The following is a 25,609-nucleotide window of genomic DNA, read 5'->3' on the forward strand; positions in this document are numbered from 1 at the left end:
GCGGACTAAGTACCGCGGTGCCGATTGCCACGAGAACTCGTGTCTCGATTTCGCCTCGGCGTGCGTGTGAGTGGACGGTCGAACGCCTCCGAGCGAGGCGAAGACACGATGTTTAAGACGAACGGTCGGGAACCACGTCGTATGCGAAACCGAACGTACACGGCCGACGCCGAACCCGGTGACACGGTCACCGTCGCCGGCTGGGTCCACGAAGTCCGTGACCTCGGCGGCATCGCGTTTCTGATTCTCCGGGACACCTCCGGCAAGATTCAGGTCAAGTTCGAGAAGGACGAGATGGACGACGACCTCGTCGAGACGGGTCTGGGCGTCCACCGCGAGAGCGTCATCTCCGTGACCGGCGAGGTCGCGGAAGAGCCCCGCGCGCCGACGGGCGTCGAAATCACGCCCGAGAGCCTCGACGTCATCGCCGAGGCCGAGGCGCAGCTCCCGCTCGACCCCTCCGGTAAGGTCGACGCCGAGCTTTCGACGCGCCTCGACAACCGCACGCTCGACCTCCGCAAGGACGAAGTGAAGGCCATCTTCGAGATTCGAGCCGAGGTCCAGCGCGCCGTCCGCGAGCAGTTCCGCGACCTCCGCGCTACGGAGATCAACACGCCGAAAATCGTCGCCACGGGTACCGAGGGCGGCACCGAGCTCTTCCCCATCACCTACTTCGGCAAGGAAGCGTTCATGAACCAGTCGCCACAGCTGTTCAAGCAGCTGATGGTCGGCTCCGGTCTGGAGCGCGTCTTCGAGGTCGGCCCCATCTTCCGCGCCGAAGAGCACAACACGCCCCGCCACCTCAACGAGGCGACCTCCATCGACTTCGAGTCGGCGTTCATCGACCACACGGAAGCGATGGACGTGTGCGAGGCCGTCGTCACGGCCGCCTACGAGGCCGTCGAGGAGAACTGCCAGGACGCACTCGAAGCGCTCGGTCTCGAAGACGAGTTCGAAGCGCCGTCCGGCGAGTTCCCGCGACTCACCTACGAGGAGGCCATCCAGCGCATCAACGCGACGGGCAAGCTCGACGAGCAGCTCGTCTGGGGCGACGACCTCCCCACCGAGGGCGAGAAGGCGCTCGGCGAGGACGTCGGCGAGCACTACTTCATCACCGACTGGCCCAGCGAAATCAAGCCGTTCTACATCAAGGACCACGACGACGACGAGACGCTCTCGACGGGCTTCGACATGATGCACCCGAACATGGAGCTCGTCTCGGGCGGCCAGCGTGAACACCGCTTCGACCACCTCGTCGCCGGCTTCGAACAGCAGGGTCTCGACCCCGACGCGTTCGAGTACTACACGAAGATGTTCAAGTACGGCATGCCCCCGCACGCCGGCTTCGGACTCGGCGGCGAGCGGCTCATCATGACGATGCTCGGACTGGAGAACATCCGAGAGGCTGTTCTGTTCCCGCGCGACCGGCAGCGCCTGTCGCCTTAGGCGACGGCGCAACACGAGCGCGGGAGCAGGGAGCAACGCGAAGCGTTGCGACCGAGTTCCCGCGTGATCGCCAGCGTCTGAGCCCGTAAGGGCGAAGACGTGGCGAGCCAACGAGACGAGCGCACGCGAGTCTCGTCAGCCCGTCAGCGCCTGTCGCCTTAGACGACGGCGCACCACCGACGCGCCTCATTTTTGCGAAACAGTCGTTATCTCCCGGACACGTTAGAGCACCATGCACGAACGCCGTCGTCGCGGGGGAGACCGATGACCGACGCGGACCGAATCGTCGGCGACGCCGTCGAAGACGCGGGCGACGACGAGGACTCGGCGCTCGAAGAGCTGGTCGCCGGCGTCGTCATGGCGCTCATCTTTCTGGTCGGCTTCGGCCTGCTCGCGCTCGGGGTGTCGTGGTTCTGGATCGTCTTCCCGGTCGGCTTCGCGGGCGTGCTCCCCGCCGCGCTCGCCCTCGTCCGCATCTACGAGTCCCGCCGCGGCGACGACGCGGACGAGTCGATGACGACCGAGACCGAAGACGCGCTCGAAACGCTCCGGCGGCGCTACGCGACCGGCGAACTCTCCGAGGAGGAGTTCGAGGCGAAAGTCGAGCGGCTGTTAGAGACGGAGACGGTTACGGACGCCCGGAAGTCGACCGCTGCGCGGCGACGCGAGAGCAACGCAGGCGAGGCGGAGCGAGAGTCGGCGTTCGACCGCGACTGACGCGGACGCGACGAAACGCAACACCGTTAACCGACCCCCGTCGTAGAAAGACCGATGAGCGACGACGCGACGGCGTTCGTGCCCGGTCACGTGACTGGGTTTTTCAGCGCCCACCCCGCCGACGACCCGGCAGTCGCCGGCTCTCGCGGCGCGGGACTGACGCTCTCGCACGGCGTCACCGTGACGGTCGAACCGGCACCGGAGACCACCGTCAGTCTCGACGGCGAGGCGGTCGAGATGCCGCCCGTCGCGGACGTGCTTCGGTCGCTGGGCGTGACGGCCGCCGTCGACGCGGAAAGCGACCTGCCTCTCGGCGCGGGCTTCGGCGTCTCGGGGGCGATGGCGCTCGGGACGGCGCTCGCGGCGAACGCGGTCTTCTCCTGCGGCCGGTCGGAGAACGAACTCGTCACCCTCGCCCACGTCGCCGAGGTCCGCGCGGGGACCGGCCTCGGCGACGTGGTCGCGCAGGCCCGCGGCGGGATGCCCGTCCGGGTCGAACCCGGCGCGCCGGACCACGGCCGGATGGACGGCATCCCCGCGCGCCCCGAAATCGAGTACGTCGCGTTCGGCGGCCTCTCGACGGCCGACGTGCTGTCCGGGGACACGACCGCACTCACGGCGGCCGGGGAGACGGCCCTCGAAGCGCTCCGCGCAGAGCCGACGCTCGACCGGTTCGTCGCCGAGTCGCGGCGGTTCGCTCGCGACGCCGGCCTCCTGACCGACCGGGTCGAGACCGCCATCGACGACGTGCGCGCGACCGGCGGCGACGGCTCGATGGCGATGCTCGGCGAGACGGTGTTCGCGGTCGGGTCGGGGCTGTCGGACGCCGGCTACGACCCCGAGCGCTGTCGCGTCCACCCCGCCGGCGCGACGCTTCGGAGCGAGTGACGGCCGCGAGGCCCTCGCGGACAGTCGGCGTCGTTGCGGAATCCCGTCGGCCCCGATGAGAAAACGTGTTACTGCCGCGGCGACGACCCACCACCAATGAGCGACATCGAGATTCCCGAGAGCCACCCGAGATACCAGTCGCTTCTCACCCGCCACCGCATCGAGGAGGGCGTCGAGAAGGGTATCACGAGTCGGCAGGGACTCATCGCGCAGGGACGCGGCGAGGCGTTCGACTACCTCCTCGGCGAGCGGACGATTCCGAGCGCGGACGAGGCGGCGCGGGCGGCCGCGGCGCACCTCCTGCTCGCAGACCACCCGGTCATCTCGGTCAACGGAAACGTCGCGGCGCTCTGCCCCGGCGAAATCGTCGAACTCGCCGCCGCCGTCGACGCCGACATCGAGGTGAACCTGTTCAACCGCACCGACGAGCGCATGCGGGCCATCGTGGACCACCTGCGCGACCACGGCGCGGACGAGGTGAAGGGACTCACCGCCGACGGCCGGATTCCGGGCATCGACCACGAGCGCGCGAAAGTCGACGCCGACGGCATCGGGAGCGCCGATGTGGTCGTCGTCCCGCTGGAGGACGGCGACCGGGCCGAGGCGCTCGGCGCGATGGACAAAGTCGAAATCGTCGTCGACCTCAACCCGATGTCGCGGTCGGCGCAGGTCGCCACGGTCCCCATCGTGGACAACATCGTGCGCGCCGTGCCGAACGTCACGGCTCACGCCCGCGACCTGCGGGACGCCGGCGCGACGCGCGAGGAACTGGAAGCCATCGTCGCCGACTTCGACGCCGACGTTGCGCTCGACGCCGCCGAGCGGGCGATTCGCGCGGGCGGAGACGACGAGTAAGCGACCGAGCCGTCTCGCTCACTCGTCACGTCTCTCGATTCGGTACGCGGGGTCCTCCACAGAAAACATTTCCACGTTGACAGGCATAGCGACCAGTATGCCCTCCTCCGATTCGAGCGCGCCCGACGAAGCCGGAGCGACACACGCGCAGGACGCGTCGACCGACGACACGGCGGACGATAACCACGAGCGCAAGAAGACGATTCTGGACCGCCTCGTCGACGTGCTGTGGATTCTCCCGTGGTGAGGAGAGCCGCTAGCTGAACCCACTCACTAGCACCGCGAGCCACTGCGCCGGGTCGCGTCGCCGACGGACCTCGACCGCATCGACCCACTTGACCCACTGGAACCCGCGGCGGTTCGGCGCGACCAGTCGGAGCGGCGCGCCGTGGCCGTGCGAAAGCGGTTCGCCGCCGACGCGGGTCGCAAGGAGCATCTCGCGGGCCTCCGCGATGGGGAAGGACCACCGAAACCCCGTCACCGACCGGACCGTCACCCACCGCGCCGACGAGTGAACACCGGCGGTATCGAGCGCGTCACCGAGTCTGACGCCGGTCCAGTTCTGCTCGGTGTACCACCCGCTCGTGCAGTCCAAGAGGACCGACCGCGTCTCGTCGGGCGCGAGGTCGGTCCGGCCGAGTTCGAGCGGGCGGTCGACCAGCCCCGCGACCGAAAGTGACCACGAGTCGGGGTCGATGGGGTCGGGGTCGTCGGCGACCCAACTCGTCACCGGAAAGGCGTCGTTGCCCTCGCCCGGCGGGAGCGGCCGCGATCCGGTGAATCGTCGGCCGACGCCGCGGAGCGCCCCGACCGTCTCGGTCGCCCGGTAGGTCGCCGCGCCAAAGACGAGTATCGCACCGTACTGGAGCGCCCGGCGTCGCTCCGCGAAATCGACCCGGCGGGGCGGGCGAAAGCGCGCCCGGAGGTGGACGAGCAGAATCGGCAGCACGAGCAGGCCGAAGCCGATGTGGACGTTGAGAAGCGTCCAGAACCCGATTCGGACCTCGACGCCGAGCACCCACGCGACGCCGGTGCCGAGGGCCGCGAGCGCGACGACCGCGAGGAGCACCGAGAGCGAAGTGTGGCGGTCGCGGAGCCGCGAGTCGAGGACGCGCCGCCGGACCCGGTAGAGTTTGAAGCCGACGAGAACGACGAGCGAGAGACCGGCGACGCCGTGGGCGACGAACAGGAGGCCGTTGGCCGGGTGGCCGGCCCCGAGGCTCAGCACGCCCGAGAGCGTCTCGAAGACGACGAGCGCGAAGATGGACCAGTCGACCGCCCGCGGCGGCGGTTCGAACCGCCGGAGAGCGCGAGTCGCGCGGCTTGCCATGAGAAGTGATAGCGCTTCGAGCGGGAATAGGGTGTCGAGGGGGACGACGAGAACGGAGATGGGGGCGGAGACGGGAACGGAGCGAAGACCGGAACGGAGCGGAGACGGCTCAGTCGTCGGCCGTCAGCGCCGCGGGGAGGTCCGCCGGGAGGCGGTCGCGGTCGTGTTCCGCCTCGAAGTCGAGGTCGGGGCCGACGCCGTAGATGCGCTTGGGGTTGATGTCGCCGTGGCTGACGAAGTAGTGCCGGACGATGTGGTCCATGTTGACCGTCTTCTCGATGCCGGGGAGTTGGTAGAACTCCTTCGTGTAGTTCCAGAGGTTGTCGTACTCGTGGATGGCCTTCTTGTTGCACTTGAAGTGCGTGTGGTAGACGTGGTCGAAGCGAATCAGCGTCGCGAACATCGCGATGTCCGCCTCGGTGAGCACGTCGCCGGCGAGGAACCGCTGGTCGTCGAGCACCTCGTCCCAGTGGTCCAGCGCGTCGAACAGTTCCTCGACCGCCTCCTCGTAGGCTTCTTGGGTCGTCGCGAACCCGGCGCGGTAGACGCCGTTGTTGACCGGTTCGTAAATCTCGTCGATGAGGCGGTCGACCTCCTCCTCGTAGCCGTCGGGGTTGAGGTCCACGTCGTTGTCGGCGATGGGGTCGAACGCCTCGTCGAGCATCCGCATTATCTCGCGGGACTCGTTGTTGACGATGGTCTCGCGCTCTTTGTCCCACAGCACGGGGACGGTGACGCGCCCGGTGAACTCGTCGTCGGCGCGGAGGTAGATGTCGCGGAGGAACTCCTCGCCGTACAGCGGGTCCGGGAGGTCCTCGGAGAACTCCCAGCCGTCGTCGATGCGGACGGGTTCGACGAGCGACAGCGAAATCGCGTCTTCGAGGCCCTTCAGCGCGCGCGTCATCGCGGTGCGGTGGGCCCACGGACAGGCGCGGCAGATGTAGAGGTGGTACCGCCCGGCCTCGACCGGGAACCGCTCGTCCTCGCCGACCCAGTTGCGGAAGTCGGTCGTCTGGCGCTCGAACTCGCCGTCTTCGTTGTTGGCGACGAACTTGTCGGTTCGCCACTCGCCTTCGTAGAGCATGTTCATGCTACCACGACCTGGAGTGCTCGCATCGTCCGTCCGTTAGGACGTGAACACCAAAAGTAGGGAGGCGACATCGGTGTAACCGGCCGTCGATGAGGGTCGGCGGCGACGAACCGACCGGAGACTCCACCGACCAACAGGTTTTACTACTAGGTGGTATCACTAGGTGATATGTCGTTTGACGGATTCACCGACGCGACGGAAGCACAGGTCACACGCGCGATTTCCGACTCGTGGATGGAAGAGTTCCGCGAGCGCACCGATACGGAGGTCATCGTCGTCGGCGGCGGGCCCTCCGGCCTCGTCGCGGCCAAGGAACTCGCCGAGCGCGGCGTCGACGTGACCATCGTGGAGAAGAACAACTACCTCGGCGGGGGCTTCTGGCTCGGCGGCTTCCTCATGAACAAGGTGACCGTCCGCGACCCGGCCCAGCGCGTCCTCGACGAACTCGGCGTCCCCTACGAGGAGAGCGACGAGGCCGAGGGGCTGTACGTCGCCGACGGCCCGCACGCCTGTTCCGCGCTCATCAAGGCCGCCTGCGACGCCGGCGCGAAAATCCAGAACATGACGGAGTTCACCGACGTCGTCCTCCGCGAGGACGACCGCGTCGGCGGCATCGTCATGAACTGGACGCCGGTCCACGCGCTCCCGCGCGAACTCACCTGCGTCGACCCCATCGCGGTCGAGTCCGACCTCGTCCTCGACGCGACGGGCCACGACGCGGTCGTCCTCTCGAAGCTCTCCGAGCGCGGCGTCCTCGACGTGAACGGCATCGAACACGCCAAGGAACACAACACGGGCATGGACAAGACCGCCGACGGCGAGTACGGCGCGCCCGGCCACGACTCGCCCGGCCACGACTCCATGTGGGTCTCCGAGAGCGAAGACAGCATCGTCGACGCGACGGGCGTCGTCCACCCCGGCGTCGTCGCCTCCGGCATGGCCGTCGCCACCGCGCACCACCTGCCGCGCATGGGACCGACGTTCGGTGCCATGCTGCTGTCCGGTCGGCAGGCGGCGCAGTCCTGTCTCGACGAACTCGGCCGCGACGCGCCCGAAGTGAGCATCTCCGGGCCCGCTCCGGCCGACGACTGACCGCTTCCCGGCGGTCCGATTGTCGGTTCCCCCGACGCCTCTGACACTTGTTCTGGGTCGCTCCCGACCCGTTTTCGCCCGTATCCGAGACTCCCGAGACGTGGTGATAGCGCGGCGCTCGAAAGGCGACTTATTCTACTCCACGACGCCCGCACGAACCCGCGCGAAGCCGAGCGCGTGGGTCGTCTGGTGCGTCACCCGACACCGCGATTCGAGCGCCCGGTGGGCCGCGACGAGCCGCCGGTTCAGCATCCGGGTCGGTGACGCGCGCATCGTGCGCGACCCCGGCGGCGCGGTGACACGGACGAGCGCCCGAAACACCGGGTTGAGCGGTCGCCAGCGCCGGTCGGTCGTCTCCGCGAGGTCCACGAGACAGAGTCGCCCGCCGGGGCCGACGAGGTCGGCCCACGACGAGACCACGGCCGCGGGGTCGTCGAACATCCCCGAGACGAAGGTGGCGAGGACGGCGTCCGGCGATTCTTCGAGTTCGGGCGCGACCGGCGGTCGGGTCGCGTCGGCGCGGACGAGGTGGACGTTCGGGTACTCGCGGGTCCGCTCGCGGGCCACGTCGAGGACGCCGGGTGAGAAATCGATGCCGACGACGGTCCCCTCGGGACCGACGCGCTCGGCGAGGTACGGGAGGTTCGCGCCCGTTCCGCACCCCATCTCGACGACCGTCTCGCCCGGGGCGAGCGCGAGCGCGTCGGCGGCTTCGGTTCTGACGCTCCCGACGCCGGGCGCGCGGCGGGCGAGCGCGTCGTAGAGCGTCGCCCACCGGGTGTAGAACGACTGGGCGACCGACGACGGAGAACGAGAGCGAGAGTTGGACTGTTCGGCTGTCATGGGACGGGAGCCTCAGAGCAGGACGCGGACCACGTCGGCGACGGCGGGCGCGTCGGGGCCGAGGATGTACGTGATGGGTTCGATACCGTAACCGCCGCTCTGGTAGACGACGAACGTCTCCGGCAGGTCGCGGGCGGTGAGGAGTTCGCGGACCGGGTCGGTCGGCGCGTCCGGGTCGAACTCGATGCACTCGTAGCCCGCGGCTTCGAGGTCCTGGATGACGCCCGCGTCGTAGACGATGTTGAGCGCGGCGTTCACGTCGGCACCGGCGGCGCGGGCCGAAAGCAGGACGCCCGCGACGTGGCCGCTGACGCCGAACTCGGGTTCGCCGGGAACGGTCGCCTGGCCCTTCACGTCGAAGATGCGGCCGGGGATTGCGGCGATGTCGTCCACGCTGTCGGCGTCCGGCAGCGACTCCACGAGGTTGGAGCCGACGTTCGGGATGAGCCCCGCGAAGCCGGAGGTGTTCGTGAGCATGCGGAGGCCGCGGCGGACCGACGAGCGGACCTGCTCGACGGTTCGGAGGCGACCCTCGGGGTCGTGGATGCTCCGGAAGCCGTCGTGGGAGGCGAGTTCGGGCATCTCCTCCTCGTGGAGGTCGGACAGCAAGTCGCCTTCCTCCAGTTGGCGGATGAGGACCTCGGCCTCGACGAGCGCCTGCACGGGGGTCATATCGCCGGTTGCGAGGCCGTCGCCGACGCGGGAGACGAGGTCGACGACGCGGGGGTCGGTGGCGACCCGCTCGTTCGTGCTGACCTCGCCGTGGGCGTACTTCGAGACGGCGCTCTGGCTGATGCCGAGCGCCTCGGCGACCTCCGACTGGGTGAACCCGCGGTCGCGGAGGTCCTCCGCGAGGAGCGCGCGGAACGTGGGCAGGAACGCGTCCACGACGATTTCTTCGATGAACTTCATTCGTCGCCACCGAACTCGGGGTCGGAGCTGAGCCGCGACGCCTGCGGCCCGCGCTGGCCCTGATACTTCGAGCCGCGTTCGACCCCGTAGGGGCGGTCAGCGGGCGATTTCATCTCCGTGAACACGAGCTGTGAGATGCGCATGCCGGGGGTGAGCGCGACCGGCGCGGTGCCGAGGTTCGACAGTTCGAGCGTGATTTGCCCCTCGTAGCCGGGGTCGACGATGCCCGCGGTGGCGTGGATGACGACCGCGAGGCGGCCGAGCGAGGACCGCCCCTCGACGGTCGCCAGCAGGTCGTCCGGAATCGCCACGCGTTCTTTGGTCGTGCCGAGGACGAAGTCGCCGGGGTGGAGGATGAAGTCGTCGCCCTCCGGGACGTGCGTCTCGCGGACGTACTCGGAGACTTCGTGCTCTCGGTTCGGGTGGATACAGGAGATGTTCGTGCGCTGGAACTCCAGGAATTCGGTGCCGAGACGGAGGTCGACGCTCGCGGGCTGGACCTGCATGTCCACGTCGTCTATCGGGTCGACCACGAGGTCACCCTCGGCGAGGCGAGCGAGGATGTCCGAGTCGGAGAGTATCATACTCGAAGGGAGCGCGTCGCGGACAAGTAAATCCACCTTTCGACGGGAGACGCCACCCCGTCTCGGCGGAGCGACAGCGCCCCGTGTTGATGGTTCAGAGGAGTTCGAACAGGAGACCGACGAGGCTCAGGCCGACGGTGACGACCGCGGCCGACTCGACGTCGAGGTCGCGGGCGCGGGCCATCCCGTAGGTCCGGACGTACGTCGCCCACGCGACCGTGACGACCACGACGGCCCCGCTGACGAGGCCGAAGCCGGACAGCGCGGCCTGCATCGCGGCGACCGCGGCGTCGGGGGTCGACGGGAGGTCGATTCGCGGGAGGGCGTAGGCGAGGTAGCCGGCAATCGCGAGGGCGCGGGCCGCGCTCGGGACCATCCCCCACGCGGCGACCGTCAGGGACTCTGCGAAGCCGCCCTCGCCGCCGACGAGCGACGTGCCGAGGTGGAGCATCGCTCCCTCGAAGAGCCAGAACAGCGGCACGCCGACGAGCATCGCCCACGGGACCCACGAGATTTCGTCCCAGACGAGGTCGCCGAGGCGCTCGTCGAGCTGTTCGGGGACCGATGGGTCACAGCCCGCCGGCGCGTCCATGTCGTCGAACGGGCCGCCCTCTTCGTAGTTTTCGCACATCCAGTCGGGGGCGTGTTCGGGGTTGTCGACGCTGACCTGCTGGTCGAGCTGTTGGGTGAACGTGACGAGGATGCCGCCGACGGCGGCCGCGACGACGAGCGTCACGAGCGCGACGACGACGAGCGCCCGCCCGGTGTCGAGCGGTCGCGGCCGCGACGCGAAGTACTCGCGCGGCTTGAGGAGGGGCGTTCGGGGACCTGCCATCGGTCGAACCACGGAGATGTCGGTGAAATGTCTTCTGCCCGCACGCGACGCCCGCGATGGGAGGACATTTACCGCGTCGGCGGGGAGTAGCGGGCATGAAACAGGCCATCGTCGCACGCGCCGACCTCGGCATGGGCCGGGGAAAGCTCGCCGCGCAGGTCGCCCACGCCTCGCTGTCCGCCTACGAGGACACCGACTCGCAGACCCGGAAGCGCTGGAAGGGCGGCGGACAGAAGAAGGTCGTCCTCAAGGCCAACGGCGAGTCGGAACTGTTCAAACTCGCCGACAAGGCCGAGCGGGCGGGCATCCCCCACGCCATCATCCGCGACGCGGGACACACGCAACTCGACCCCGGCACGGTGACGGCGCTCGCCGTCGGCCCCGGTGAGGACGACGAAATCGACCGCGTGACCGGCGACCTCTCGCTGTACTGATGCGCGAGGCACACCCGCTGGAGCGCGCGGTCGGCATCGACAGCTACGTGAGCGACGCCGACGGCGTCGGCGGCCGCCTTCGCGTCGCCCCCGAGGACTTCCGCGTGCGCGAACTCGAACTCGACTCGCTGAACGTCCGCCCGCCGGACGCGCCGACCGGCGACTTCCCGAACCTCGTCCTCCGCGTCACCCTCCGCGGCTGGGACACCAACGACTTCGCGGGCCGGCTCTCGGACGAACTCGACGCGAGCAGAGAGCGCGTCTCGTGGGCCGGCACGAAGGACAAACACGCCGTGACGACCCAACTGTTCACGGTCAACGGCGGCGACGCCGACGACGTGCCCGAGATACCGAACGCCGACATCGAGGTCGTCGGCCGCCTCGGCCGCACGCTGAACTTCGGCGACCTCGCGGGCAACGGCTTCCGCATCCGCGTCCGCGACCCCGAGAGCCCCGACAACGCCGCGGCCGTCACCGACGCGCTCGCCGAGTTCGGCGGCCGCGAGGGCCGCGTCGGCGTCCCGAACTTCTTCGGCCACCAGCGGTTCGGCAGCATCCGCCCCATCACCCACAAAGTCGGCCTGCACGTCGTCCGCGGCGAGTGGCGCGAGGCCGTGTTGGCGTACTGCGGCGGGCCGACCGAGGACGAACCCGAGGAGACCCAAGAAGGCCGCGCCGTCGTCGACGAGGAAGCCGCGTCGGCCGACCCCGACTGGCACCGCGCGCTCGACCGGATTCCGGGCTACCTCGGCTACGAGCGCGGCATGCTCCACCGCCTCGCCGAGGACGGCGCGGAGACCGACGAGGACTGGCGCAACGCGCTCGAATCGGTCCCGTCGAACCTCCAGCGACTGTTCGTCAACGCCGCGCAGTCCTACGCGTTCAACCGGATGCTCTCGGAGCGCCTCGACCGCGGCCTCCCGTTCGACGAACCCGTCGAGGGCGACGTGGTCTGCTTCGCCGACCGCGACGCGCCCGAGGGGTTGGAACTCCCCGACGTGAGCCGTCTCCAGACCGCGACGGGTCGCAGAGTGGAGGTCATGGGCCGCCACATCGAACGCGGTCGCGCGTTCGTCACGGCCCCGCTCGTCGGCACCGACACCGAACTCGCCGAGGGCGAACAGGGCGACATCGAGCGCGCCGTCCTCGACGACCTCGACCTCGAACCGGGCGACTTCGACCTCCCCGGCAACTTCCGGTCGACCGGGACGCGCCGGGCGGTTCTCGTCCGCACCGACCTCGACGTGGACCGCGAGAGCGGCGACGCCGACGGCGCTGGCGGCGCTGGCGACGCTGACGACCTCGTCTTCGACTTCGCGCTCCCCCACGGCTCGTACGCGACGGCCGTGATGCGCGAGTACCTGAAGGCCGGTCCGCTCGACCTCTGAAAGGCGAACCGAGACGCGAATCTACTGTTTTGCGGCGCTCGCGGCGGGGCTGGCTCCCGCCTGTCGCTTCGCGTCCACGGTGCGCGTGGTCGCGTAGCCGATAGCCGCGAAGGGAAGCGAAAAGAGCGTCGCGGCGACCGCGAACCCGAGCGCGAGACCGACGGTTCCCAACTGGAAGCCGGCGGCCTCCGCGGCCGGTGGGAAGTACGCCCACGCGGGGACGGCGAACGCGAGCGCCGAGACCACCGCGCCGAGACGGAACCGACCGCGGGCGCTGGCGACGCCGAGCGCGTAGCCGACGGCCAGCGGGAGCGCCAGCGTCGCGGTCCGGGCGACCGAGGGACCGGCGACGAGCGACGCGACGACGCCGCCGAGGGCGACCGGTGCCATCGCGGACAGCGACCCGGTGACGACGCCCTCGGCGTTCGACCGGCCGGCGAAGACGGCTCCGGCGGCGGCGAGGAGCGCGACGCCCACGCCGGCGACGACGACGGGCCTGTCGCGGGCGAAGACGACGACGAGCGGGACGGTCGCCGAGGCGACGAGCGCGAACGCGAGTTCGGCGGTCGTCCGCGTGTCCGAGGGGTCGCGGTGGGAGACGAACGCGCGGAAACTCCCGGCGGCGACCCACGAGAGGGCGGCGAAGAGCGCCGTCGAGAGGGGCGCGGCCCGGCGGAGGTACGAGGCGACGGCGCGACCCGTGTCGAGCGCCGACTGGCCCAGTTGCGTGGCGAGGCGGACGGTCGTCTCGGGGTCGAGCGCGAGCGCGACCAGTCCGACGAGGCCGGCGAGCGCGAGCGGCGACAGCGACGCGAGAAGGGCGCGGCGGCGCATACGGAGTGGAGTCTCGGACACGGGGACGAATATGTTTCGCCGGGCGGGTCGTGCGCCGGGAGTCGCGGCGCGTCCGCTCCGACCCGCATAAACGGCCTTTTGTACGCGCACGACCGACACGTCGATATGCACTGTCGGCGGTGTGGAAATCCGTTAGAGAAGCCGGGAGACTACTGTCTCACCTGCAACACCGCCAACTGCGACGCCGTCGTGGCCGTCTTCGAGGCCGACCGCGCGACGCTGACGTTCCTCGACGAGGAGGACGTGCTCGGCGAGACGACGGTCACGACGATTCCCGAGTCGGACGACGAGACGAAGGTCGTCCAACTCCGCAACTTCGCCGGCCTCGTCGCCGACGAGATTCGGCGCAAGCGACCCGAAACGGTGTACGCCGCGGGCGAGCGCGCCCCGCTCCGCGAGACGCGCGCCCAACTCCACCACGAGTTCTATCGCGTCTCCGACGACGACCCCGTCCAGCGCGTCCTCGACACCCGCGGCGAGCGGACGCTGGAGGTCGTCGATATTCCGCCCGCGGAGAAGTTGGGCGGGAGCCACAGCACGCTCATCGGCGGGCGACGGGGTCGCCGGGCAATCGGCGTCGTCGCCGGCCACCCACACGTCAAGAAAGTCATCCCCGGCCCCATCGACGCCGGCGGCACCGGGTCGCGGACGGGCCTCCGAGCGAAGGTCACCCGCGCCGACGACAACGGGAACGTCAGGCTCCTCCTGCGAGACGGGTCGAGCGTCCAAGAGAACCGCATCGTCACGACGGCGATGAACCGAGAGACGGGCGAGCGCGTCCGCGACGACCTGAACGAGGCGCTGCGAGAAGACGAGTTACAAGACACATAGCGGCCGAAAAACACGTCGAGTCGGAATCGAGTGGCCGACTCAGGCCGACTCGGTCGCACCCTCCGGGACCGTCTCGATGTGAATCGGCTCCGTCTCGGCCTCGGCCTCGGCTTCTTCCCGTTGCGTTTCGTACCACGCGACCGTCTCGGCGATAGCGTCTCGCAGAGGAGTCGGTTCGACGGCGTCGCCGAACGTCTCGCGGAACTTCGCGTCGCGGACGACGTACGGCTCCTCGAAGGCGTAACGCATCTCCGAGAGCTCCTTCAGCGGCGCGCTCAGGTAGCCGCCGAGCGTCAGCGCGAGCCCCGGCGCGGCGATGATGTGCGGAAAGCCCGGGTCGACCTCGGCGGCCTCGTAGACGAGGTCGACGAAGCGGCGCGTCGAGACCGTCTCGGGGTTCGGGACGTGCCAGACCTCGCCGAGGGCCTCGTCGCGCTCGCCGAGGAGGACGAGCGCTCGCGCGAAGTCGGGGACGTAGGTGTAGGTGTGGGCGAGTTGCGGGTCGCCGAACACCTTCGCGCGCTTGCCGGCGACGGCGGCCCCGAACACCTGCTCGCCGACGGCCGACTCGCGGACGCGCGGGCCGAAGAAGTCGCTGGCGCGGCCGATGGTGGCCTCGATGCGGCCCGTCTCGTGGGCGTCGAGGACGATATCGGCGCACTCGGCTCTGGTCTGGCCTTTCGGGCCGGTGGCGGCATAGGGGAGGTCCTCGGTGAGGCGGACCTGCACCGGGCCGTACATGTAGAGGTTCTCGGCGACGACGAGGCGCGCGCCGGCGGCTTCGGCTCCCGCGACGATGCCGCGGGTGAGGTCGGGGAACAGTTCGGGCCAGTCGTCGTACGGCGGTTTGGCGCAGTGATAGACGACGTCGGCGTCCGCGAAGGCGGCGACGGCGCGGTCGGGGTAGAGCACGTCCGCGAGGCGGCTCTCGACGCCCTCTGGGAGGAAGTCGGGTTCGTGACGCGTCACCGCGGCCACGTCCGCCCCGCGCTCCCGGAGCTGTTCCATCACCGCGAGTCCGACGGGACCCGCACCAACCACCACGTGTTGTGTCATGGACTCCCGTACGCACGCCGGCGACAAAGCGGTGTCTAGGCCCGTCAGGTCCCGAGACGACTCGTAGGGTTTATCCATACCGGGGAGGTAGTTCGCGGTACTATGGCCGACAAGAAGGCACGATCCGTCGGTAGTTCCGGGCGCTTCGGCGCTCGGTACGGCCGCGTCGCTCGACGCCGCGTCAAGGAAATCGAAGCAGAGATGCGCAACTCCAAAGTCGACGGCGACGACGTCACTCGCGTCGAAACCGGCGTCTGGAAGAACGAGGAGACTGGCGAGATTTTCACCGGCGGCACCTACCGCCCGCAGACCCCCGCAGGCAAGCAGGTCCGCCGTTCCATCCGCGCCGCGCTCACCGGCGAGGACGAATAACGCCCAAGTAGCCTCGACTCTTCACATCTCACAATGAGCTACAAGTGTTCCCGGTGCAAGCGCGATGTCGAACTGGACGAGTTCGGTGGCGTCCGCTGTCCGTACTGCGGGCACCGCGTCCTGCTGAAGGAGCGGTCCCCCAACGTCAAAGAAGTCGCCGTCGAGTAGCGTGCGCCCAGCGCACAGCGCGTCGCTCGAATTCGACTATTCTACCGAGCGACGCGCGCGCGTCGTCGAACGAAGCGTCGCCGTCGAGGAAGGCGAAATAGACGACGCCCGGTCCGGCGCGCGCGTCGCCCGCGAAGGGCGGACCGTCGTCGTCACCGTCGAGGCCGGCGACCTCGTCGCGCTCCGCGCGGGCGTGAACTCGTGGATACGCCTCGTAGAGACCGCAGAGCGCGTCGCTGACGCCGGCGCGACGTATTCGGAGTCCGCGTAGGAGACCGCGGGTGTTTTAGGGCCGGCGTCCCGTCGGTTCGGGTATGCAGGGAAGTCTACCGCCGGAAGCCCAAGAGAAGCTCGAAGAACTGCAGAACCTTCAGGAGACCGCCCAGAACGTCTCCGAGCAGAAGCAGTCCTCCGAGACCGCGCTCAACGAGGCGCAGACCGCGCTCACCACGCTCGAAGAGATCGACGGTGACTCGAAGATGTACCGCGAGGTCGGCGAGCTCCTCATCGAGACCGACTACGAGTCGGCCAAGGACGACCTCGAAGAGAAGGTCGAGAACCTCGAAGTGCGCGTCGAACAGCTCACGAAGCAGGAGACGCGCGTGCAGGAGAAGTTCGAGAGCCTGCAGGAAGAACTCCAGCAGATGCTCCAGGGCGGCGCGGGCGGCGCGGGTCCGATGGGCCCCGGCGGCGCGTAAATGCCACAGCCGACGGACGAAGAAGTGGTCGAAACCGCCGCGGAGGCGGCTGAAGGCCTCATCTTCGCCCGCTTCAAGCAGTCTCGCGTCAAGGACTTCGACGTCACCGTGACGTTCGAAGACGGCGTCCTCGACGTCGACGTGTACGTCAACGCGCCCGACGACGCCGACGACGCGGAGGCAGTCGCCGAGGAGGCGGCGCTGACGGCACAGGAGGCCGTGGACGAACTGTTCGCGGCCGCCGACGAAGAGTAAGGGACGTTCTCGCGGGTACCCCCCGCACTCGGTTTCTCCCGGTGAGCGGCGGCGCTGTGCCGGTCGAGGCGCGGGCCGAACGTGAGAGAGTCGGGCGGTGATTTTTGCATTCCGCAAGTATCACCGAGCGTGGGTGTGACACCATACGACACAATTAAACACGATAGTGGTGTATGTTACCTCATGTCAATCAGAAGGACGCCGAGAGGAACGACTGCGTTGGACCGGTTGCGAGAGCGATACAGCGAGGCCGACCTCACCTGTTCGAAGTGCGGTTTCACCGACAGCGACGGCGAGTGGTCCGCCAAGACGACCGGGTCGAGCGTGTTCTACCGGCGGGTCTGTCCGAGTTGCGGTGCTATCGAGACGCGGACGCTCTCGCTGAAATAGTGCGACGGGGGCCGTTCGTCGCTCGAATCGAATCGTGAGTGGCGACGCGACCGGCGGAAAGAGCGGTGGTGAGGGCGACGGGCGGCGACGAGCCGTCTCGTTTACGCGAGGAAGAACACGAGCAGGCTGACGGCCATCGCCGCGAGGATGAGCGCGAGCGCGAGCGCCCCGCCCATCGAGACGACGACGTTGGCGTGGCTGGCGAGCGTCTCCGTGCGGTCGTTGCCGAAAATCGTCACCTCGGCGCGCTCGGTCGCCATGCCGGCGACGACGGGTTCAGTGTCCGCGAGCGCCTCGTCGACGAGTCGGTCGATGGTCTCGCGGAGTTCGTCGGGGTCGATGGCCGCGCCGACCTGATTTTCCGCCTCGACGGTGTTGACGATGTGCGTGTCGGTCGTCATGACCTCGGCCACGTCGGCTTTCGCGTCCGGCCCGTTCGTGAGCCCCTCGACGATGCGGTCGCGCAGGCCGGGTTCCATGTTGTTCCCGTCGATGAGGACGTACGCGGTCGTCTGGTCGTCGACGTTCGTCACGGCCACGCGAATGCCCAGCGGGCCGATACCCTCTCGCGGCGTCCAGTCGGTCGGGTCGAACGCCGTCCCCATGGAGAGCGGAGCGTGCGACGACGCGGAGAGTTCCTCGCCCGCGAGCCCGGCGGCGGTAATCATGTCGAACGAGCGCTTGCTCCCCGGCGTGACGTGGCCGAGGTCGGCACCCTGGAGCCCGTTGTTGCAGTTGTGGGCGTCGACGAGGAGCACGTCTCTGAGGCCCGTCGTCCGGGCTTCGGCGGACGCCGAGAGGCCGACCGCGTACTCCACGTCGTCGGCGAACTGCGGGGCGTACGTCGACACGAGGAGCGCGTCGTCGCCGAAGCGCTGGCCGAGCATCTTCGCGTCGCCGGACTGCACGCGGACGCTTTCTGTCACGTCCGGGCTGTACTCGATGCGCTCGTAGGCGTCGTCGGCCGCGTCGAGGACCACGTCGACCTCGCGTTCGGTGACGAGGTTGAAGTCGTGGCCGGCGGTGGCGTGCGGGGGGAACGCGAGGCCCTCGGCCCGGCGGGCGACCCGTTCGGGGAAGTTGCCGCCGCCGATTTCGCCCATCGGTCCGGGGTGAATCATCGGCAGGACGAACCGGGCCTTCTCGGTTCCGTCCTCGCGTTCGAACGAGAGCACGGTGACGGGGACGATGGCCTCCTGGCCGAGCTGTTCGAAGAAGTCCTCCAGCTCGCGGGTCCCCTCGGCGATGTGGCCGATGAAGCCGCGGATGAAGTCGAGGACGGACACGCCGAGGCTCCGCCGCCACGGGCGGTCGACGATGCGGAGGAAGACGTAGACGCCGAGGGCGTACACGACGCAGGTGATAGCGAGGAGTTGGAAGTGGTTCAGCGCGATGGCCGACAGCTCAGGCGGGGCCCGGTCGGGGCGGGCGAGGTAGGGCATCAGATAGGCGTCGAGGATGGGGCCGCCGACCTCGAAGAATCTGAGCGTCCCGCTGTAGACGAACAGGAGCGCGGCTGACGTGAGCGTCTGGATGCTCGCCGGGACCGCCGCGATGAGCAGCGACGACCGCGAGACGGCCATCACGATGAGCAGGCGGAAGGCGAACACCGACGCGAGGGCGACCACGAGCGCGTCGAAGATGAACGTCTGGCCGAGGCCGGTGAAGACGGAGATGATGGCGGCCCCGGTGAGGAACGTCACGATAATCACCTCGCCGGCGAGCGCGAGGAGCGACGAGCGGTTGTGCGTCAGTTTCCCGCCGACGAACCGGTCGACGCCGGTGGTGCCGAACGCCGCGACGACAGTCGGAATCCCGATGAAGAAGATGCCTTCCCAAGCGTCTCTCCCGAGGAAGAAGATGCCCCGCCACGAGCCGGCGATATCCCCGGAGTCGAACGCGCCGATACCCGCCATCGCGGCGACGAGCAGGGCGAACCCGAGACTCGTGTACCAGCTGGGCGCGCGGAAGATGAACCGCGAGAGCCCAGCGAGGTCGCTCTGGGTGGAGGTCATTTTCCGAACAGACAGAACGGAGGCCGGTAAATGTCTCGGCTTGCTTCCGAGGAACGACCGTGAGAGACCGCGTCGTGTCGCCGGATTGCGGTTTTTCCCCGCGGCGACGGAGAGAAAGAGGCGCGTCGCCGCGGAGAACGCGGTCGCGGTCGAAGGCGACCGACCGCTCGCAGTCGTCGATTACTGCTCGCAGATGTCGATGAAGTTCTCGAAGACTTCCTCGCCCTCGTCGGTGTGGGCGACTTCCGGGTGCCACTGGACGCCGTAGAGGTCGCGGTCGGCGTCGCTCATGGCCTCGATGGTACACACGTCGCTCGTGGCGGTGTGTGTGAAGCCCTCGGGGACTTCCTTGACCTCGTCGGCGTGGCTGGCCCAGACGCGGGTCTCGGGGGCGAGCGAGCCGATGAGCGGGTCGTCCTCGTCGAGGATTTCCACGTCCACGTCGGCGTAGCCGCCGTAGTCGCCGGAGCCGACGCGACCGTCGAGTTCTTCGGCGAGAATCTGCATGCCGAGACAGATGCCGAGGACGGGGACGTCGAGGTCGAGGTAGTCGGGACAGCGGCCGATGCGGTCCATGTCGGGGCCGCCGGAGAGGACGATGCCGTCCGCGTCGATGTCCGCGGGGTCGGTGTCGTTGTCGACGAGTTCGGTGTCGACGCCGAGGTCGCGGAGCGCGCGTCGTTCGAGGTGGGTGAACTGCCCGTGGTTGTCGATGACGACGATGCGGGTCATGTCCCGGATTGGACCACCGTGCCTAAAAGTCAATCGAAGAACGCCCGAGATACGCGTATCCGTGCATCGAACTGGCACATCGGGGCGGTTAGGTCGGGGAAGGTCGCTTCGGTGTGTGGATGGGTTCGTCGCCGCTTGTCACCTCGTCGGCTTCCGCGACTCACTCGTCGCCGGCGCGGTCCCGCGCCGTCTGAAACCCGAGTTCGTCGAGTTCCTTCGTCCGGCGGCCCTCCCGCTCGGCGAGTGCCTCGACGTCGGGCGAGGCGTCGTCGTCGATGCGGGCGAACGACTTGTGGACCTTCGTGTGGCACCACCGGCACAGCGCGACCGTGATTTCGTGGGAGGGTTCGTCGCCGTCGCCGTCACCGTCACCGTCGCCGCCGCGGCCCCCGTACGAGAGGTGGTGTTCTTCGAGTAACGGGCGGGCGGTCGAGTCGTGGGCCATGCGGACCTCTTCGAGGCCGCAGCGGATGCACTCGCGCCCGCTCGTCGTCGAGGCGTAGTGCGGGCAGTCGCGGAAGTCACAGCCCTCCGCGGCCGCGACGCAGTCGTAGTCCGCTCGGGCGCGCTCGCGGGCGAACGCCGGGTCGCGGTCGGCGTACTCGCGGGCGAGGCGACACGCGCCGTCGCTCGTGAGGTGGTCGCAGCGGCCGGCGTGGTCGTAGGGGTCGTCGACTCCCACGGGCGTGCCTGTCGGCGTCCGCTCCATGGAGCGCGTTCGGGGCGGGGCGGGCCTAAACGTTGCTCTCGACGGCGGACGGCCCGCCGTCTCGGCGGTGGATTCATCACGCCCGCCGTCGAAGCCGCCGTCGTGAGACTCGTTCACCGACAGAACGGTTCCCAATCGACGCTCGCGTCGAACGTCGAGACGGCCGACTCGTTTCTCTCGCAGGCGCGCGGGCTGATGTTCCGCGGCTCCGTCCCGGACGACTACGCCCTCGTGTTCCGGTTCGACGACGCCGACCGCCACAGCCTCCACATGGTGTTCGTCCCGTTCGACATCGACGCGCTCTGGCTCGTCGGCGACGAGGTGACGAAGAAAAAGCGGCTGTCGGCGTGGACGGGCATCGGCTTCGGCATGGCCGACACCATCATCGAACTCCCCGCGGGCGCGGCAGACGACGTGGACCCCGGCGACTTGGTCGAACTCTCGGAGTAGACGCCGGCGCAACCGACCGACTGCGACGCCGACACCGCCGCCGACCCCCGCGCCGCCAAGTGAACGCGCTTCCAACGACGGCCCCGCCGAGACACCAATTTCTGTCGGAACCATCTCTTTTATACACTCGACGACATATGTGTTCAACTACTATGTCGGGACCTACCACACCGACGGAGGATAGAGTAAGTCGTCGCGAGACGGCTGGCTGTGAAATTCGACGGTTCTAACCTACAAGGACACGATTCTACCGTGAACGAACGATTCGGGAAGACCCCCGAGCTACGCACTTCTGATTCAGTACAGCTCTTAGACACCACGCTCCGCGACGGCGAGCAGGCCCCCGGCGTCTCGCTGACGCCGGCCCAGAAAGCCGACATCGCCCAGGCGCTCGACCGCGCGGAGGTCGATTACATCGAAGCCGGGAGCGCCTGCACCGGCCCCGGCGAGCGCGAGACGATAAAGCGCGTCACGTCGCTCGGCCTCGACGCGACGGTGACGAGTTTCGCCCGCGGCGTCAAGAACGACGTCGACCTCGCGCTCGACTGCGACGTGGACGGCATCACGCTCGTCGTCCCGGCGAGCGACCGACACGTCGAGTCGAAGGTCGGGACGACCCGCGAGGGCGTCGTCGAGACGACCGACGAACTCGTCGCCTACGCAAAGGACCACGGCCTCTGGGTCGAGGTCATCGGCGAGGACGGCTCCCGGGCCGCCCCGGAGTTCCTCGAATCGCTCGCCCGAGCCAGCCACGACGCCGGTGCCGACCGCTTCTGTTTCGCCGACACGGTCGGCCACACGAGCCCCGAACACACCTACGAAGTCGTCTCTCGGCTCGCCGAACTCGGGCCGACCTCGACGCACACCCACGACGACCTCGGCCTCGCGATGGCGAACGTCCACGCCAGCCTCGCCGCGGGCGCGGACCTCGTCCACACCACGGTCAACGGCATCGGCGAGCGCGCCGGCAACGTCGCGCTCGAAGAGGTCGCCATCGCGCTCGACCACTGCTACGACGTGGAGTCGGTGAAACTCGACGAACTGTACGCGCTCGCCCAGAAGGTCGCACAGGCCACGGGCGTCGCGCTCCCGCCGAACAAGGCGGTCGTCGGCCAGAACGCGTTCACTCACGAGAGCGGCATCCACACCGACGGGACGCTCAAAGACGACGCGATGTACGAGCCGTACCCGCCGGAGACGGTCGGCCGCGAGCGCCGCCTCGTCCTCGGAAAGCACGCCGGTCGCGCCGGCGTCAAGGCCGCACTCGACGAACACGGCGTCGACGCCACCGACGAGGAAGTCGCGGCCGTCGTCGAACGCGTGAAGGAACTCGGCGACCGCGGCAAGCGCGTCACCGACGCCGACCTCCTCGCGTTCGCAGAAGACGTCCAGGGCCGCGAGCGCGCCCGACAGGTCGAACTGCTCGACCTCACGGCCGCCTCCGGGGGCGGCACCCCGACCGCGAGCGTCCGCCTCCGCGTCGAGGGCGAAGAACGCGTCGCCTCCGGCACCGGGTCCGGTCCGGTCGACGCCGCGGTGAAAGCCGTCCGCGAGGCGCTCGGCCCCGACGCCGACGCCCAACTCGACGAGTACCACGTCGACGCCATCACCGGCGGCACCGACGCCGTCGTGACCGTCGAGGTGACGATGTCGCTCGGCGACCGGAGCGTCACCGTCGCGGCGTCGCACGCCGACATCACGCGGGCGAGCGTCCAGGCGATGGTGAACGCGCTGGACCGACTGCTCGCGCCGAATCACACGTCGCCGACGCCCGCGTCGGCCGACGACTGAGAAAACGACCCTGTCGCGTCCGCGTTCGCTCCCGCTCCCGCTTCCCTTCTCGCGGACGACCGATTTCGCTCCGAGACCGCAGTCGACTCCGACCTACTGCGTGTCTTTGGCGACGAGGTAGGTCCAGCCGCCCCGGCGCTCGAACCCGATAGCGGCGTCGCCGAGTTCCGTCTCCGCGAAGTCGGCGACGCGGCCGGTCCGGACCGTCGTCACGTCGATGCGTCGCGTCCCGTCCCGTTCGCTCGTGTCCGCGCTTGCTACGTTCGCACTCATACCTGCGCTGACGCGGGCAGGGGATATGTATCGCATCCTAGTAGAGTGAAAGTGAAATCGAGGGACTGCGCGGGGGAGGCGCTCACGCGGGGGAGAGCGTGACTCAGGTCGAACTCGGCTTCGAGCCCAGTCCGAAGGTGATGAGAGTGGCCACGATGACGAACACGACGCCGAAGTAGCCGGCAAGTCGGTAGACCTCGATGGTGAGCAACAGGAACAGGAGGGCGATGATGACTTCGAGTCTGTGTTCGAGTGTGGCGTCCATACGGTCCACCATTCGTGTCTGATTAGTAACTATTTCGGCAGGCGAAGCGTGAGCCGTCGGGCGAATCAGAACCGATTTGCAAGCCAGTCTGGACTATCGAAACGATGGTTGCATTCACGGAACGCGAGCGGGCGGGCGTGTACAAGTCGATATACGCGCGGCGGGACATCCGGCGGTTCGGCGCCGACCCGGTGTCCGAGGAGACGCTGGCGCGACTGCTCGACGCCGCGCATCACGCCCCGAGCGTCGGCTTCTCGCAACCGTGGGACTTCGTGGTCGTCGAGGACGACGAGACGAAGGCGGCCGTCGCGTTCATCGCGGAGCGGGCGATTGCGGCGGCCCGCGAGGGCTACCGAGAGCCCCGAAAATCGGAGTTCGGTCGGCTGAAGTTGGAGGGCATCACCGACGCGCCGGTGAACATCTGCGTCACGTGCGACCCGACGCGGGACGCGCCGCACGTCCTTGGGCGCAACACGATGCAGGCGATGGACGCCTACTCGACGTGTCTCGCGGTGCAGAACCTCTGGCTGGCCGCGCGGGCCGAAGGCGTCGGCGTCGGCTGGGTGTCGTTTCTCTACCCGCACGAGGTCCGCGAGGTGCTCGGGATTCCGCACCACGTCGAGCCGATTGCGTATCTCTGCGTCGGCTATCCCGAAGACGGATTTCCCGAGGAGCCGGTGCTTCAGCGGGAGGGCTGGCGCGAGCGCATCGAGACGAGCGAACTCGTCCATCGAGAGCGATGGGAGGCGACATCGGACTGAGAAAACCAGAGTCGCGGCGCGATGAGACGAGACGCGCCGCTCAGAATGTTGTGGCCGCGAGAAGCGCCGAGGGTGAGATTTGAACCTCACTCGCTCACCGTGTTCGCTCGCTGGTTCAAATCTCGGGTCGTCGCAGATCCTCGTCACGCGGGGCGAGAGACACGAACGTCTCTCGCGAGGTGACGTTCGGAAGAAGCGCCGAGGGTGAGATTTGAACCGCAGTCGCTCCCATGCGGTCGCTCCTTGATTCAAATCTCAGGACGTTACACACGCGGCCACGGAGTCGCGGCGCGACGAGACGCGCCGCTCAGAATGTTGTGACCGCGAGAAGCGCCGAGGGTGAGATTTGAACTCACGTGTCCGAATGGACAGTAGATTTCGAATCTACCGCCTTGGCCGGGCTAGGCTACCTCGGCTTCCATCGTTGTCTCTCTCGCGGATAGTTTAATCCGTTTCGATTTCCGAGGGCCGCGGCGAGGTGTCGCACGGACGCAGTCGGCGAGTCTGCACCGAGAGGAACCGAGCGGGCGGACGGGGTCGGAGACGGGCGACCGACCGACCCGAATCCCGCCGACCAACGGGAATAAGTCGCACGCAGACCCGAGAGGTGTATGGATATCGACACGGCCAGCGAGACGTGCGACGAGGTGCTCGACGCCATCTCGGAGGCCGTCATCGCCGACCGAGCCTTCCTCGAAACCGTCCTGACGGGCGTCCTCGCCCGCGGCCACGTCCTCCTCGAAGACGTCCCGGGAACCGGAAAGACACTTACCGCGCGGAGCGTCGCCACCGCGCTCGGACTGTCGTTTTCCCGCGTGCAGTTCACCCCGGACCTGCTTCCCGCCGACGTGACCGGGACGAACATCTACGACGAGCGAGACCGGTCGTTCGAGTTCTCGCCGGGCCCCATCTTCGCGAACGTCGTTCTCGCCGACGAAATCAACCGCGCGCCGCCGAAGACGCAGGCCGCCCTCCTCGAAGCGATGGAAGAGGGACAGGTGACCGTCGACGGCGAGACCCACCAGCTCCCGAGGCCGTTCTTCGTCATCGCCACCCAGAACCCCGTCGAGCAGGAGGGGACGTTCACCCTCCCCGAGGCGCAGGTCGACCGGTTCGTCGTGAAGTCGGCCATCGGCTACCCCGACCTCGACGGCGAGGTCGAACTCCTCCACCGACGCGCGGGCCGAAGCGAACAGAGCCCGAGCGTCGAGCGCGTCCTCGACCGCGACGCCGTCGCCGCCATCCGCCGCGCCCCCGAGTCGGTCCGCGTCGAGGACGACCTCCTCGAATACATGGCGAAGCTCGTGCGGGAGACCCGCACCGACCGCCGGGTCCGCATCGGCGTCTCCCCCCGTGGGACCCAACGGCTGTTCGAGGCGACCCGCGCCCGCGCCGTCATCGAGGGCCGCGAGTTCGTCACGCCCGACGACGTAAAGCGCGTCGCGCAGTCCGTGCTCGCCCACCGCCTCGTCCTGACGCCGGACGCGCGGGTCGAAGACGTACGGAAATCAGACGTCGTCGACGACGTGCTCGGCCGGGTGACCGTGCCGACGCTGGAATGAGTAGATGTTGTG

General features: G+C 68.6%; 32 protein-coding genes and 1 tRNA gene. 19 read left to right on the top strand and 14 right to left on the bottom strand.

What is annotated here, in order from left to right; genetic code table 11:
• Nucleotides 1-141: 141 nt before the first annotated feature.
• The 5 genes from aspS to AUR65_RS20110 all read left to right on the top strand — a co-directional run bounded on the left by aspS (nt 142) and on the right by AUR65_RS20110 (nt 4,153).
• Nucleotides 142-1,446, top strand: a complete 1,305-nt coding sequence (aspS, locus tag AUR65_RS17880; protein WP_058568472.1) for an aspartate--tRNA(Asn) ligase — start codon at nt 142-144, stop codon at nt 1,444-1,446.
• Between the two features lie 264 nt (nt 1,447-1,710).
• Nucleotides 1,711-2,163 carry an SHOCT domain-containing protein gene (locus AUR65_RS17885; protein ID WP_058568473.1) on the top strand — a complete coding sequence of 151 codons (453 nt, stop codon included), beginning with the start codon at nt 1,711-1,713 and terminating at the stop codon, nt 2,161-2,163.
• A 54-nt stretch (nt 2,164-2,217) separates the two neighbouring features.
• Nucleotides 2,218-3,051, top strand: coding sequence for a pantoate kinase (locus AUR65_RS17890; protein WP_058568474.1), 834 nt, complete (start codon nt 2,218-2,220; stop codon nt 3,049-3,051).
• Nucleotides 3,052-3,147: 96 nt separating this feature from the next.
• Nucleotides 3,148-3,906, top strand: coding sequence for a 4-phosphopantoate--beta-alanine ligase (locus AUR65_RS17895; RefSeq protein ID WP_058568475.1), 759 nt, complete (start codon nt 3,148-3,150; stop codon nt 3,904-3,906).
• 97 nt (nt 3,907-4,003) lie between these two features.
• Entirely contained in the window at nt 4,004-4,153 is a 150-nt protein-coding gene (locus tag AUR65_RS20110) for a hypothetical protein (RefSeq protein WP_199180646.1), read from the top strand.
• Between the two features lie 9 nt (nt 4,154-4,162).
• Here AUR65_RS20110 and AUR65_RS17900 read toward each other — a convergent pair whose 3' ends face one another.
• Both AUR65_RS17900 and AUR65_RS17905 read right to left on the bottom strand, forming a co-directional pair.
• Nucleotides 4,163-5,236 carry a molybdopterin-dependent oxidoreductase gene (locus AUR65_RS17900; protein WP_058568476.1) on the bottom strand — a complete coding sequence of 358 codons (1,074 nt, stop codon included), beginning with the start codon at nt 5,234-5,236 and terminating at the stop codon, nt 4,163-4,165.
• A 109-nt stretch (nt 5,237-5,345) separates the two neighbouring features.
• The gene (locus tag AUR65_RS17905; RefSeq protein ID WP_058568477.1) at nt 5,346-6,326 is read right to left on the bottom strand and encodes a glutathione S-transferase family protein; all 981 of its coding nucleotides are present in this window, start codon (nt 6,324-6,326) and stop codon (nt 5,346-5,348) included.
• A 168-nt stretch (nt 6,327-6,494) separates the two neighbouring features.
• Between AUR65_RS17905 and AUR65_RS17910 the strand changes: the two genes are divergently transcribed.
• On the top strand, nt 6,495-7,418 hold the full coding sequence (locus AUR65_RS17910) for a sulfide-dependent adenosine diphosphate thiazole synthase (RefSeq protein WP_004065032.1): 924 nt from the start codon (nt 6,495-6,497) through the stop codon (nt 7,416-7,418).
• A 135-nt stretch (nt 7,419-7,553) separates the two neighbouring features.
• Here the strand turns inward: AUR65_RS17910 and AUR65_RS17915 are convergent, their stop codons facing one another.
• From AUR65_RS17915 to AUR65_RS17930, 4 genes are all read right to left on the bottom strand, one after another.
• Nucleotides 7,554-8,261, bottom strand: coding sequence for a class I SAM-dependent methyltransferase (locus AUR65_RS17915; RefSeq protein WP_058568478.1), 708 nt, complete (start codon nt 8,259-8,261; stop codon nt 7,554-7,556).
• A 12-nt stretch (nt 8,262-8,273) separates the two neighbouring features.
• Complete coding sequence (locus AUR65_RS17920; RefSeq protein WP_058568479.1) at nt 8,274-9,173, bottom strand: thiamine-phosphate synthase family protein; 900 nt, start codon at nt 9,171-9,173, stop codon at nt 8,274-8,276.
• On the bottom strand, nt 9,170-9,757 hold the full coding sequence (dcd, locus tag AUR65_RS17925; RefSeq protein WP_004972933.1) for a dCTP deaminase: 588 nt from the start codon (nt 9,755-9,757) through the stop codon (nt 9,170-9,172). Before dcd ends, AUR65_RS17920 begins: the two co-directional genes overlap by 4 nt.
• Before the next feature lie 94 nt (nt 9,758-9,851).
• On the bottom strand, nt 9,852-10,592 hold the full coding sequence (locus AUR65_RS17930; protein ID WP_058568480.1) for a Yip1 family protein: 741 nt from the start codon (nt 10,590-10,592) through the stop codon (nt 9,852-9,854).
• A gap of 95 nt (nt 10,593-10,687) precedes the next feature.
• Between AUR65_RS17930 and pth2 the strand changes: the two genes are divergently transcribed.
• Entirely contained in the window at nt 10,688-11,026 is a 339-nt protein-coding gene (pth2, locus tag AUR65_RS17935; protein ID WP_058568481.1) for a peptidyl-tRNA hydrolase Pth2, read from the top strand.
• Nucleotides 11,026-12,414, top strand: coding sequence for a tRNA pseudouridine(13) synthase TruD (truD, locus tag AUR65_RS17940; RefSeq protein ID WP_058568482.1), 1,389 nt, complete (start codon nt 11,026-11,028; stop codon nt 12,412-12,414). The genes pth2 and truD overlap by 1 nt, the downstream gene beginning before the upstream one ends.
• A gap of 21 nt (nt 12,415-12,435) precedes the next feature.
• Here the strand turns inward: truD and AUR65_RS17945 are convergent, their stop codons facing one another.
• Nucleotides 12,436-13,248 carry a hypothetical protein gene (locus AUR65_RS17945; RefSeq protein ID WP_058568483.1) on the bottom strand — a complete coding sequence of 271 codons (813 nt, stop codon included), beginning with the start codon at nt 13,246-13,248 and terminating at the stop codon, nt 12,436-12,438.
• Nucleotides 13,249-13,374: 126 nt separating this feature from the next.
• Between AUR65_RS17945 and AUR65_RS17950 the strand changes: the two genes are divergently transcribed.
• The gene (locus AUR65_RS17950) at nt 13,375-14,100 is read left to right on the top strand and encodes a DUF2103 domain-containing protein (RefSeq protein ID WP_058568484.1); all 726 of its coding nucleotides are present in this window, start codon (nt 13,375-13,377) and stop codon (nt 14,098-14,100) included.
• Nucleotides 14,101-14,139: 39 nt separating this feature from the next.
• Here AUR65_RS17950 and AUR65_RS17955 read toward each other — a convergent pair whose 3' ends face one another.
• Entirely contained in the window at nt 14,140-15,156 is a 1,017-nt protein-coding gene (locus tag AUR65_RS17955) for an NAD-dependent epimerase/dehydratase family protein (RefSeq protein WP_058568485.1), read from the bottom strand.
• Between the two features lie 102 nt (nt 15,157-15,258).
• Here AUR65_RS17955 and AUR65_RS17960 point away from each other — a divergent pair, with 102 nt between their 5' ends.
• The 6 genes from AUR65_RS17960 to AUR65_RS19620 all read left to right on the top strand — a co-directional run bounded on the left by AUR65_RS17960 (nt 15,259) and on the right by AUR65_RS19620 (nt 17,039).
• Complete coding sequence (locus tag AUR65_RS17960; protein ID WP_004044282.1) at nt 15,259-15,528, top strand: eL43 family ribosomal protein; 270 nt, start codon at nt 15,259-15,261, stop codon at nt 15,526-15,528.
• 33 nt (nt 15,529-15,561) lie between these two features.
• The gene (locus AUR65_RS17965) at nt 15,562-15,696 is read left to right on the top strand and encodes a DNA-directed RNA polymerase subunit P (protein ID WP_004044283.1); all 135 of its coding nucleotides are present in this window, start codon (nt 15,562-15,564) and stop codon (nt 15,694-15,696) included.
• 1 nt (nt 15,697) lies between these two features.
• Nucleotides 15,698-15,967: a KEOPS complex subunit Pcc1 gene (locus AUR65_RS17970; RefSeq protein WP_058568486.1), complete on the top strand. Its 270-nt coding sequence runs from the start codon at nt 15,698-15,700 to the stop codon at nt 15,965-15,967.
• A gap of 43 nt (nt 15,968-16,010) precedes the next feature.
• A complete protein-coding gene (locus tag AUR65_RS17975; protein ID WP_007275749.1) occupies nt 16,011-16,394 on the top strand; it encodes a prefoldin subunit beta in 384 nt (127 codons plus the stop codon).
• The gene (locus AUR65_RS17980; protein ID WP_004970217.1) at nt 16,395-16,649 is read left to right on the top strand and encodes a DUF3194 domain-containing protein; all 255 of its coding nucleotides are present in this window, start codon (nt 16,395-16,397) and stop codon (nt 16,647-16,649) included.
• A gap of 183 nt (nt 16,650-16,832) precedes the next feature.
• Nucleotides 16,833-17,039 carry an HVO_0649 family zinc finger protein gene (locus AUR65_RS19620; protein WP_049904953.1) on the top strand — a complete coding sequence of 69 codons (207 nt, stop codon included), beginning with the start codon at nt 16,833-16,835 and terminating at the stop codon, nt 17,037-17,039.
• 101 nt (nt 17,040-17,140) lie between these two features.
• Here the strand turns inward: AUR65_RS19620 and AUR65_RS17985 are convergent, their stop codons facing one another.
• The 3 genes from AUR65_RS17985 to AUR65_RS17995 form a co-directional block, all read right to left on the bottom strand.
• Nucleotides 17,141-19,054, bottom strand: coding sequence for a DUF2070 family protein (locus tag AUR65_RS17985; RefSeq protein WP_058568487.1), 1,914 nt, complete (start codon nt 19,052-19,054; stop codon nt 17,141-17,143).
• A gap of 180 nt (nt 19,055-19,234) precedes the next feature.
• Nucleotides 19,235-19,786 (bottom strand): GMP synthase subunit A, encoded by a 552-nt coding sequence (locus AUR65_RS17990; protein ID WP_058568488.1) that lies wholly within the window; start codon nt 19,784-19,786, stop codon nt 19,235-19,237.
• Nucleotides 19,787-19,946: 160 nt separating this feature from the next.
• Nucleotides 19,947-20,495, bottom strand: coding sequence for a DUF7097 family protein (locus AUR65_RS17995; protein ID WP_058568489.1), 549 nt, complete (start codon nt 20,493-20,495; stop codon nt 19,947-19,949).
• A 102-nt stretch (nt 20,496-20,597) separates the two neighbouring features.
• On the opposite strand from AUR65_RS17995, the gene AUR65_RS18000 reads away from it, so the two are divergent.
• Nucleotides 20,598-20,945 (top strand): DUF192 domain-containing protein, encoded by a 348-nt coding sequence (locus AUR65_RS18000; RefSeq protein WP_058568490.1) that lies wholly within the window; start codon nt 20,598-20,600, stop codon nt 20,943-20,945.
• 252 nt (nt 20,946-21,197) lie between these two features.
• Complete coding sequence (locus AUR65_RS18005) at nt 21,198-22,736, top strand: (R)-citramalate synthase (protein ID WP_058568491.1); 1,539 nt, start codon at nt 21,198-21,200, stop codon at nt 22,734-22,736.
• Nucleotides 22,737-22,829: 93 nt separating this feature from the next.
• Here the strand turns inward: AUR65_RS18005 and AUR65_RS18010 are convergent, their stop codons facing one another.
• Nucleotides 22,830-23,009: a hypothetical protein gene (locus tag AUR65_RS18010; protein WP_004972970.1), complete on the bottom strand. Its 180-nt coding sequence runs from the start codon at nt 23,007-23,009 to the stop codon at nt 22,830-22,832.
• Between the two features lie 103 nt (nt 23,010-23,112).
• Nucleotides 23,113-23,274 (bottom strand): hypothetical protein, encoded by a 162-nt coding sequence (locus tag AUR65_RS20115; protein WP_199180647.1) that lies wholly within the window; start codon nt 23,272-23,274, stop codon nt 23,113-23,115.
• Between the two features lie 104 nt (nt 23,275-23,378).
• On the opposite strand from AUR65_RS20115, the gene bluB reads away from it, so the two are divergent.
• The gene (bluB, locus tag AUR65_RS18015) at nt 23,379-24,035 is read left to right on the top strand and encodes a 5,6-dimethylbenzimidazole synthase (protein ID WP_058568492.1); all 657 of its coding nucleotides are present in this window, start codon (nt 23,379-23,381) and stop codon (nt 24,033-24,035) included.
• 331 nt (nt 24,036-24,366) lie between these two features.
• Here the strand turns inward: bluB and AUR65_RS18020 are convergent.
• Nucleotides 24,367-24,451, bottom strand: a tRNA-Ser gene (locus AUR65_RS18020).
• 195 nt (nt 24,452-24,646) lie between these two features.
• Between AUR65_RS18020 and AUR65_RS18025 the strand changes: the two genes are divergently transcribed.
• Nucleotides 24,647-25,597, top strand: coding sequence for an AAA family ATPase (locus AUR65_RS18025; RefSeq protein ID WP_058568493.1), 951 nt, complete (start codon nt 24,647-24,649; stop codon nt 25,595-25,597).
• Nucleotides 25,598-25,609: the final 12 nt, after the last annotated feature.

Source organism: Haloferax marisrubri (genome assembly GCF_001469875.2).
In the GTDB taxonomy this organism is placed as follows: Archaea; Halobacteriota; Halobacteria; order Halobacteriales; family Haloferacaceae; genus Haloferax; species Haloferax marisrubri.

Bases quoted from the DNA above. Each gene is read 5' to 3' on its own strand.
- AUR65_RS17920 (WP_058568479.1), bottom strand. From the start codon at position 9,173: ATGAAGTTCATCGAAGAAATCGTCGTGGACGCGTTCCTGCCCACGTTC.
- AUR65_RS17945 (WP_058568483.1), bottom strand. From the start codon at position 13,248: ATGCGCCGCCGCGCCCTTCTCGCGTCGCTGTCGCCGCTCGCGCTCGCC.
- AUR65_RS17905 (WP_058568477.1), bottom strand. From the start codon at position 6,326: ATGAACATGCTCTACGAAGGCGAGTGGCGAACCGACAAGTTCGTCGCC.
- AUR65_RS17895 (WP_058568475.1), top strand. From the start codon at position 3,148: ATGAGCGACATCGAGATTCCCGAGAGCCACCCGAGATACCAGTCGCTT.
- truD (WP_058568482.1), top strand. From the start codon at position 11,026: ATGCGCGAGGCACACCCGCTGGAGCGCGCGGTCGGCATCGACAGCTAC.
- AUR65_RS17955 (WP_058568485.1), bottom strand. From the start codon at position 15,156: ATGACACAACACGTGGTGGTTGGTGCGGGTCCCGTCGGACTCGCGGTG.
- AUR65_RS17915 (WP_058568478.1), bottom strand. From the start codon at position 8,261: ATGACAGCCGAACAGTCCAACTCTCGCTCTCGTTCTCCGTCGTCGGTC.
- AUR65_RS17980 (WP_004970217.1), top strand. From the start codon at position 16,395: ATGCCACAGCCGACGGACGAAGAAGTGGTCGAAACCGCCGCGGAGGCG.
- AUR65_RS19620 (WP_049904953.1), top strand. From the start codon at position 16,833: ATGTCAATCAGAAGGACGCCGAGAGGAACGACTGCGTTGGACCGGTTG.
- aspS (WP_058568472.1), top strand. From the start codon at position 142: ATGCGAAACCGAACGTACACGGCCGACGCCGAACCCGGTGACACGGTC.
- AUR65_RS17965 (WP_004044283.1), top strand. From the start codon at position 15,562: ATGAGCTACAAGTGTTCCCGGTGCAAGCGCGATGTCGAACTGGACGAG.
- AUR65_RS17995 (WP_058568489.1), bottom strand. From the start codon at position 20,495: ATGGAGCGGACGCCGACAGGCACGCCCGTGGGAGTCGACGACCCCTAC.
- AUR65_RS20115 (WP_199180647.1), bottom strand. From the start codon at position 23,274: ATGGACGCCACACTCGAACACAGACTCGAAGTCATCATCGCCCTCCTG.
- AUR65_RS17930 (WP_058568480.1), bottom strand. From the start codon at position 10,592: ATGGCAGGTCCCCGAACGCCCCTCCTCAAGCCGCGCGAGTACTTCGCG.
- AUR65_RS17960 (WP_004044282.1), top strand. From the start codon at position 15,259: ATGGCCGACAAGAAGGCACGATCCGTCGGTAGTTCCGGGCGCTTCGGC.
- AUR65_RS18025 (WP_058568493.1), top strand. From the start codon at position 24,647: ATGGATATCGACACGGCCAGCGAGACGTGCGACGAGGTGCTCGACGCC.
- AUR65_RS18010 (WP_004972970.1), bottom strand. From the start codon at position 23,009: ATGAGTGCGAACGTAGCAAGCGCGGACACGAGCGAACGGGACGGGACG.
- AUR65_RS20110 (WP_199180646.1), top strand. From the start codon at position 4,004: ATGCCCTCCTCCGATTCGAGCGCGCCCGACGAAGCCGGAGCGACACAC.
- AUR65_RS17890 (WP_058568474.1), top strand. From the start codon at position 2,218: ATGAGCGACGACGCGACGGCGTTCGTGCCCGGTCACGTGACTGGGTTT.
- AUR65_RS17900 (WP_058568476.1), bottom strand. From the start codon at position 5,236: ATGGCAAGCCGCGCGACTCGCGCTCTCCGGCGGTTCGAACCGCCGCCG.
- AUR65_RS17975 (WP_007275749.1), top strand. From the start codon at position 16,011: ATGCAGGGAAGTCTACCGCCGGAAGCCCAAGAGAAGCTCGAAGAACTG.
- AUR65_RS17990 (WP_058568488.1), bottom strand. From the start codon at position 19,786: ATGACCCGCATCGTCGTCATCGACAACCACGGGCAGTTCACCCACCTC.
- AUR65_RS17885 (WP_058568473.1), top strand. From the start codon at position 1,711: ATGACCGACGCGGACCGAATCGTCGGCGACGCCGTCGAAGACGCGGGC.
- bluB (WP_058568492.1), top strand. From the start codon at position 23,379: ATGGTTGCATTCACGGAACGCGAGCGGGCGGGCGTGTACAAGTCGATA.
- AUR65_RS17985 (WP_058568487.1), bottom strand. From the start codon at position 19,054: ATGACCTCCACCCAGAGCGACCTCGCTGGGCTCTCGCGGTTCATCTTC.
- dcd (WP_004972933.1), bottom strand. From the start codon at position 9,757: ATGATACTCTCCGACTCGGACATCCTCGCTCGCCTCGCCGAGGGTGAC.
- AUR65_RS17910 (WP_004065032.1), top strand. From the start codon at position 6,495: ATGTCGTTTGACGGATTCACCGACGCGACGGAAGCACAGGTCACACGC.
- pth2 (WP_058568481.1), top strand. From the start codon at position 10,688: ATGAAACAGGCCATCGTCGCACGCGCCGACCTCGGCATGGGCCGGGGA.
- AUR65_RS17950 (WP_058568484.1), top strand. From the start codon at position 13,375: ATGCACTGTCGGCGGTGTGGAAATCCGTTAGAGAAGCCGGGAGACTAC.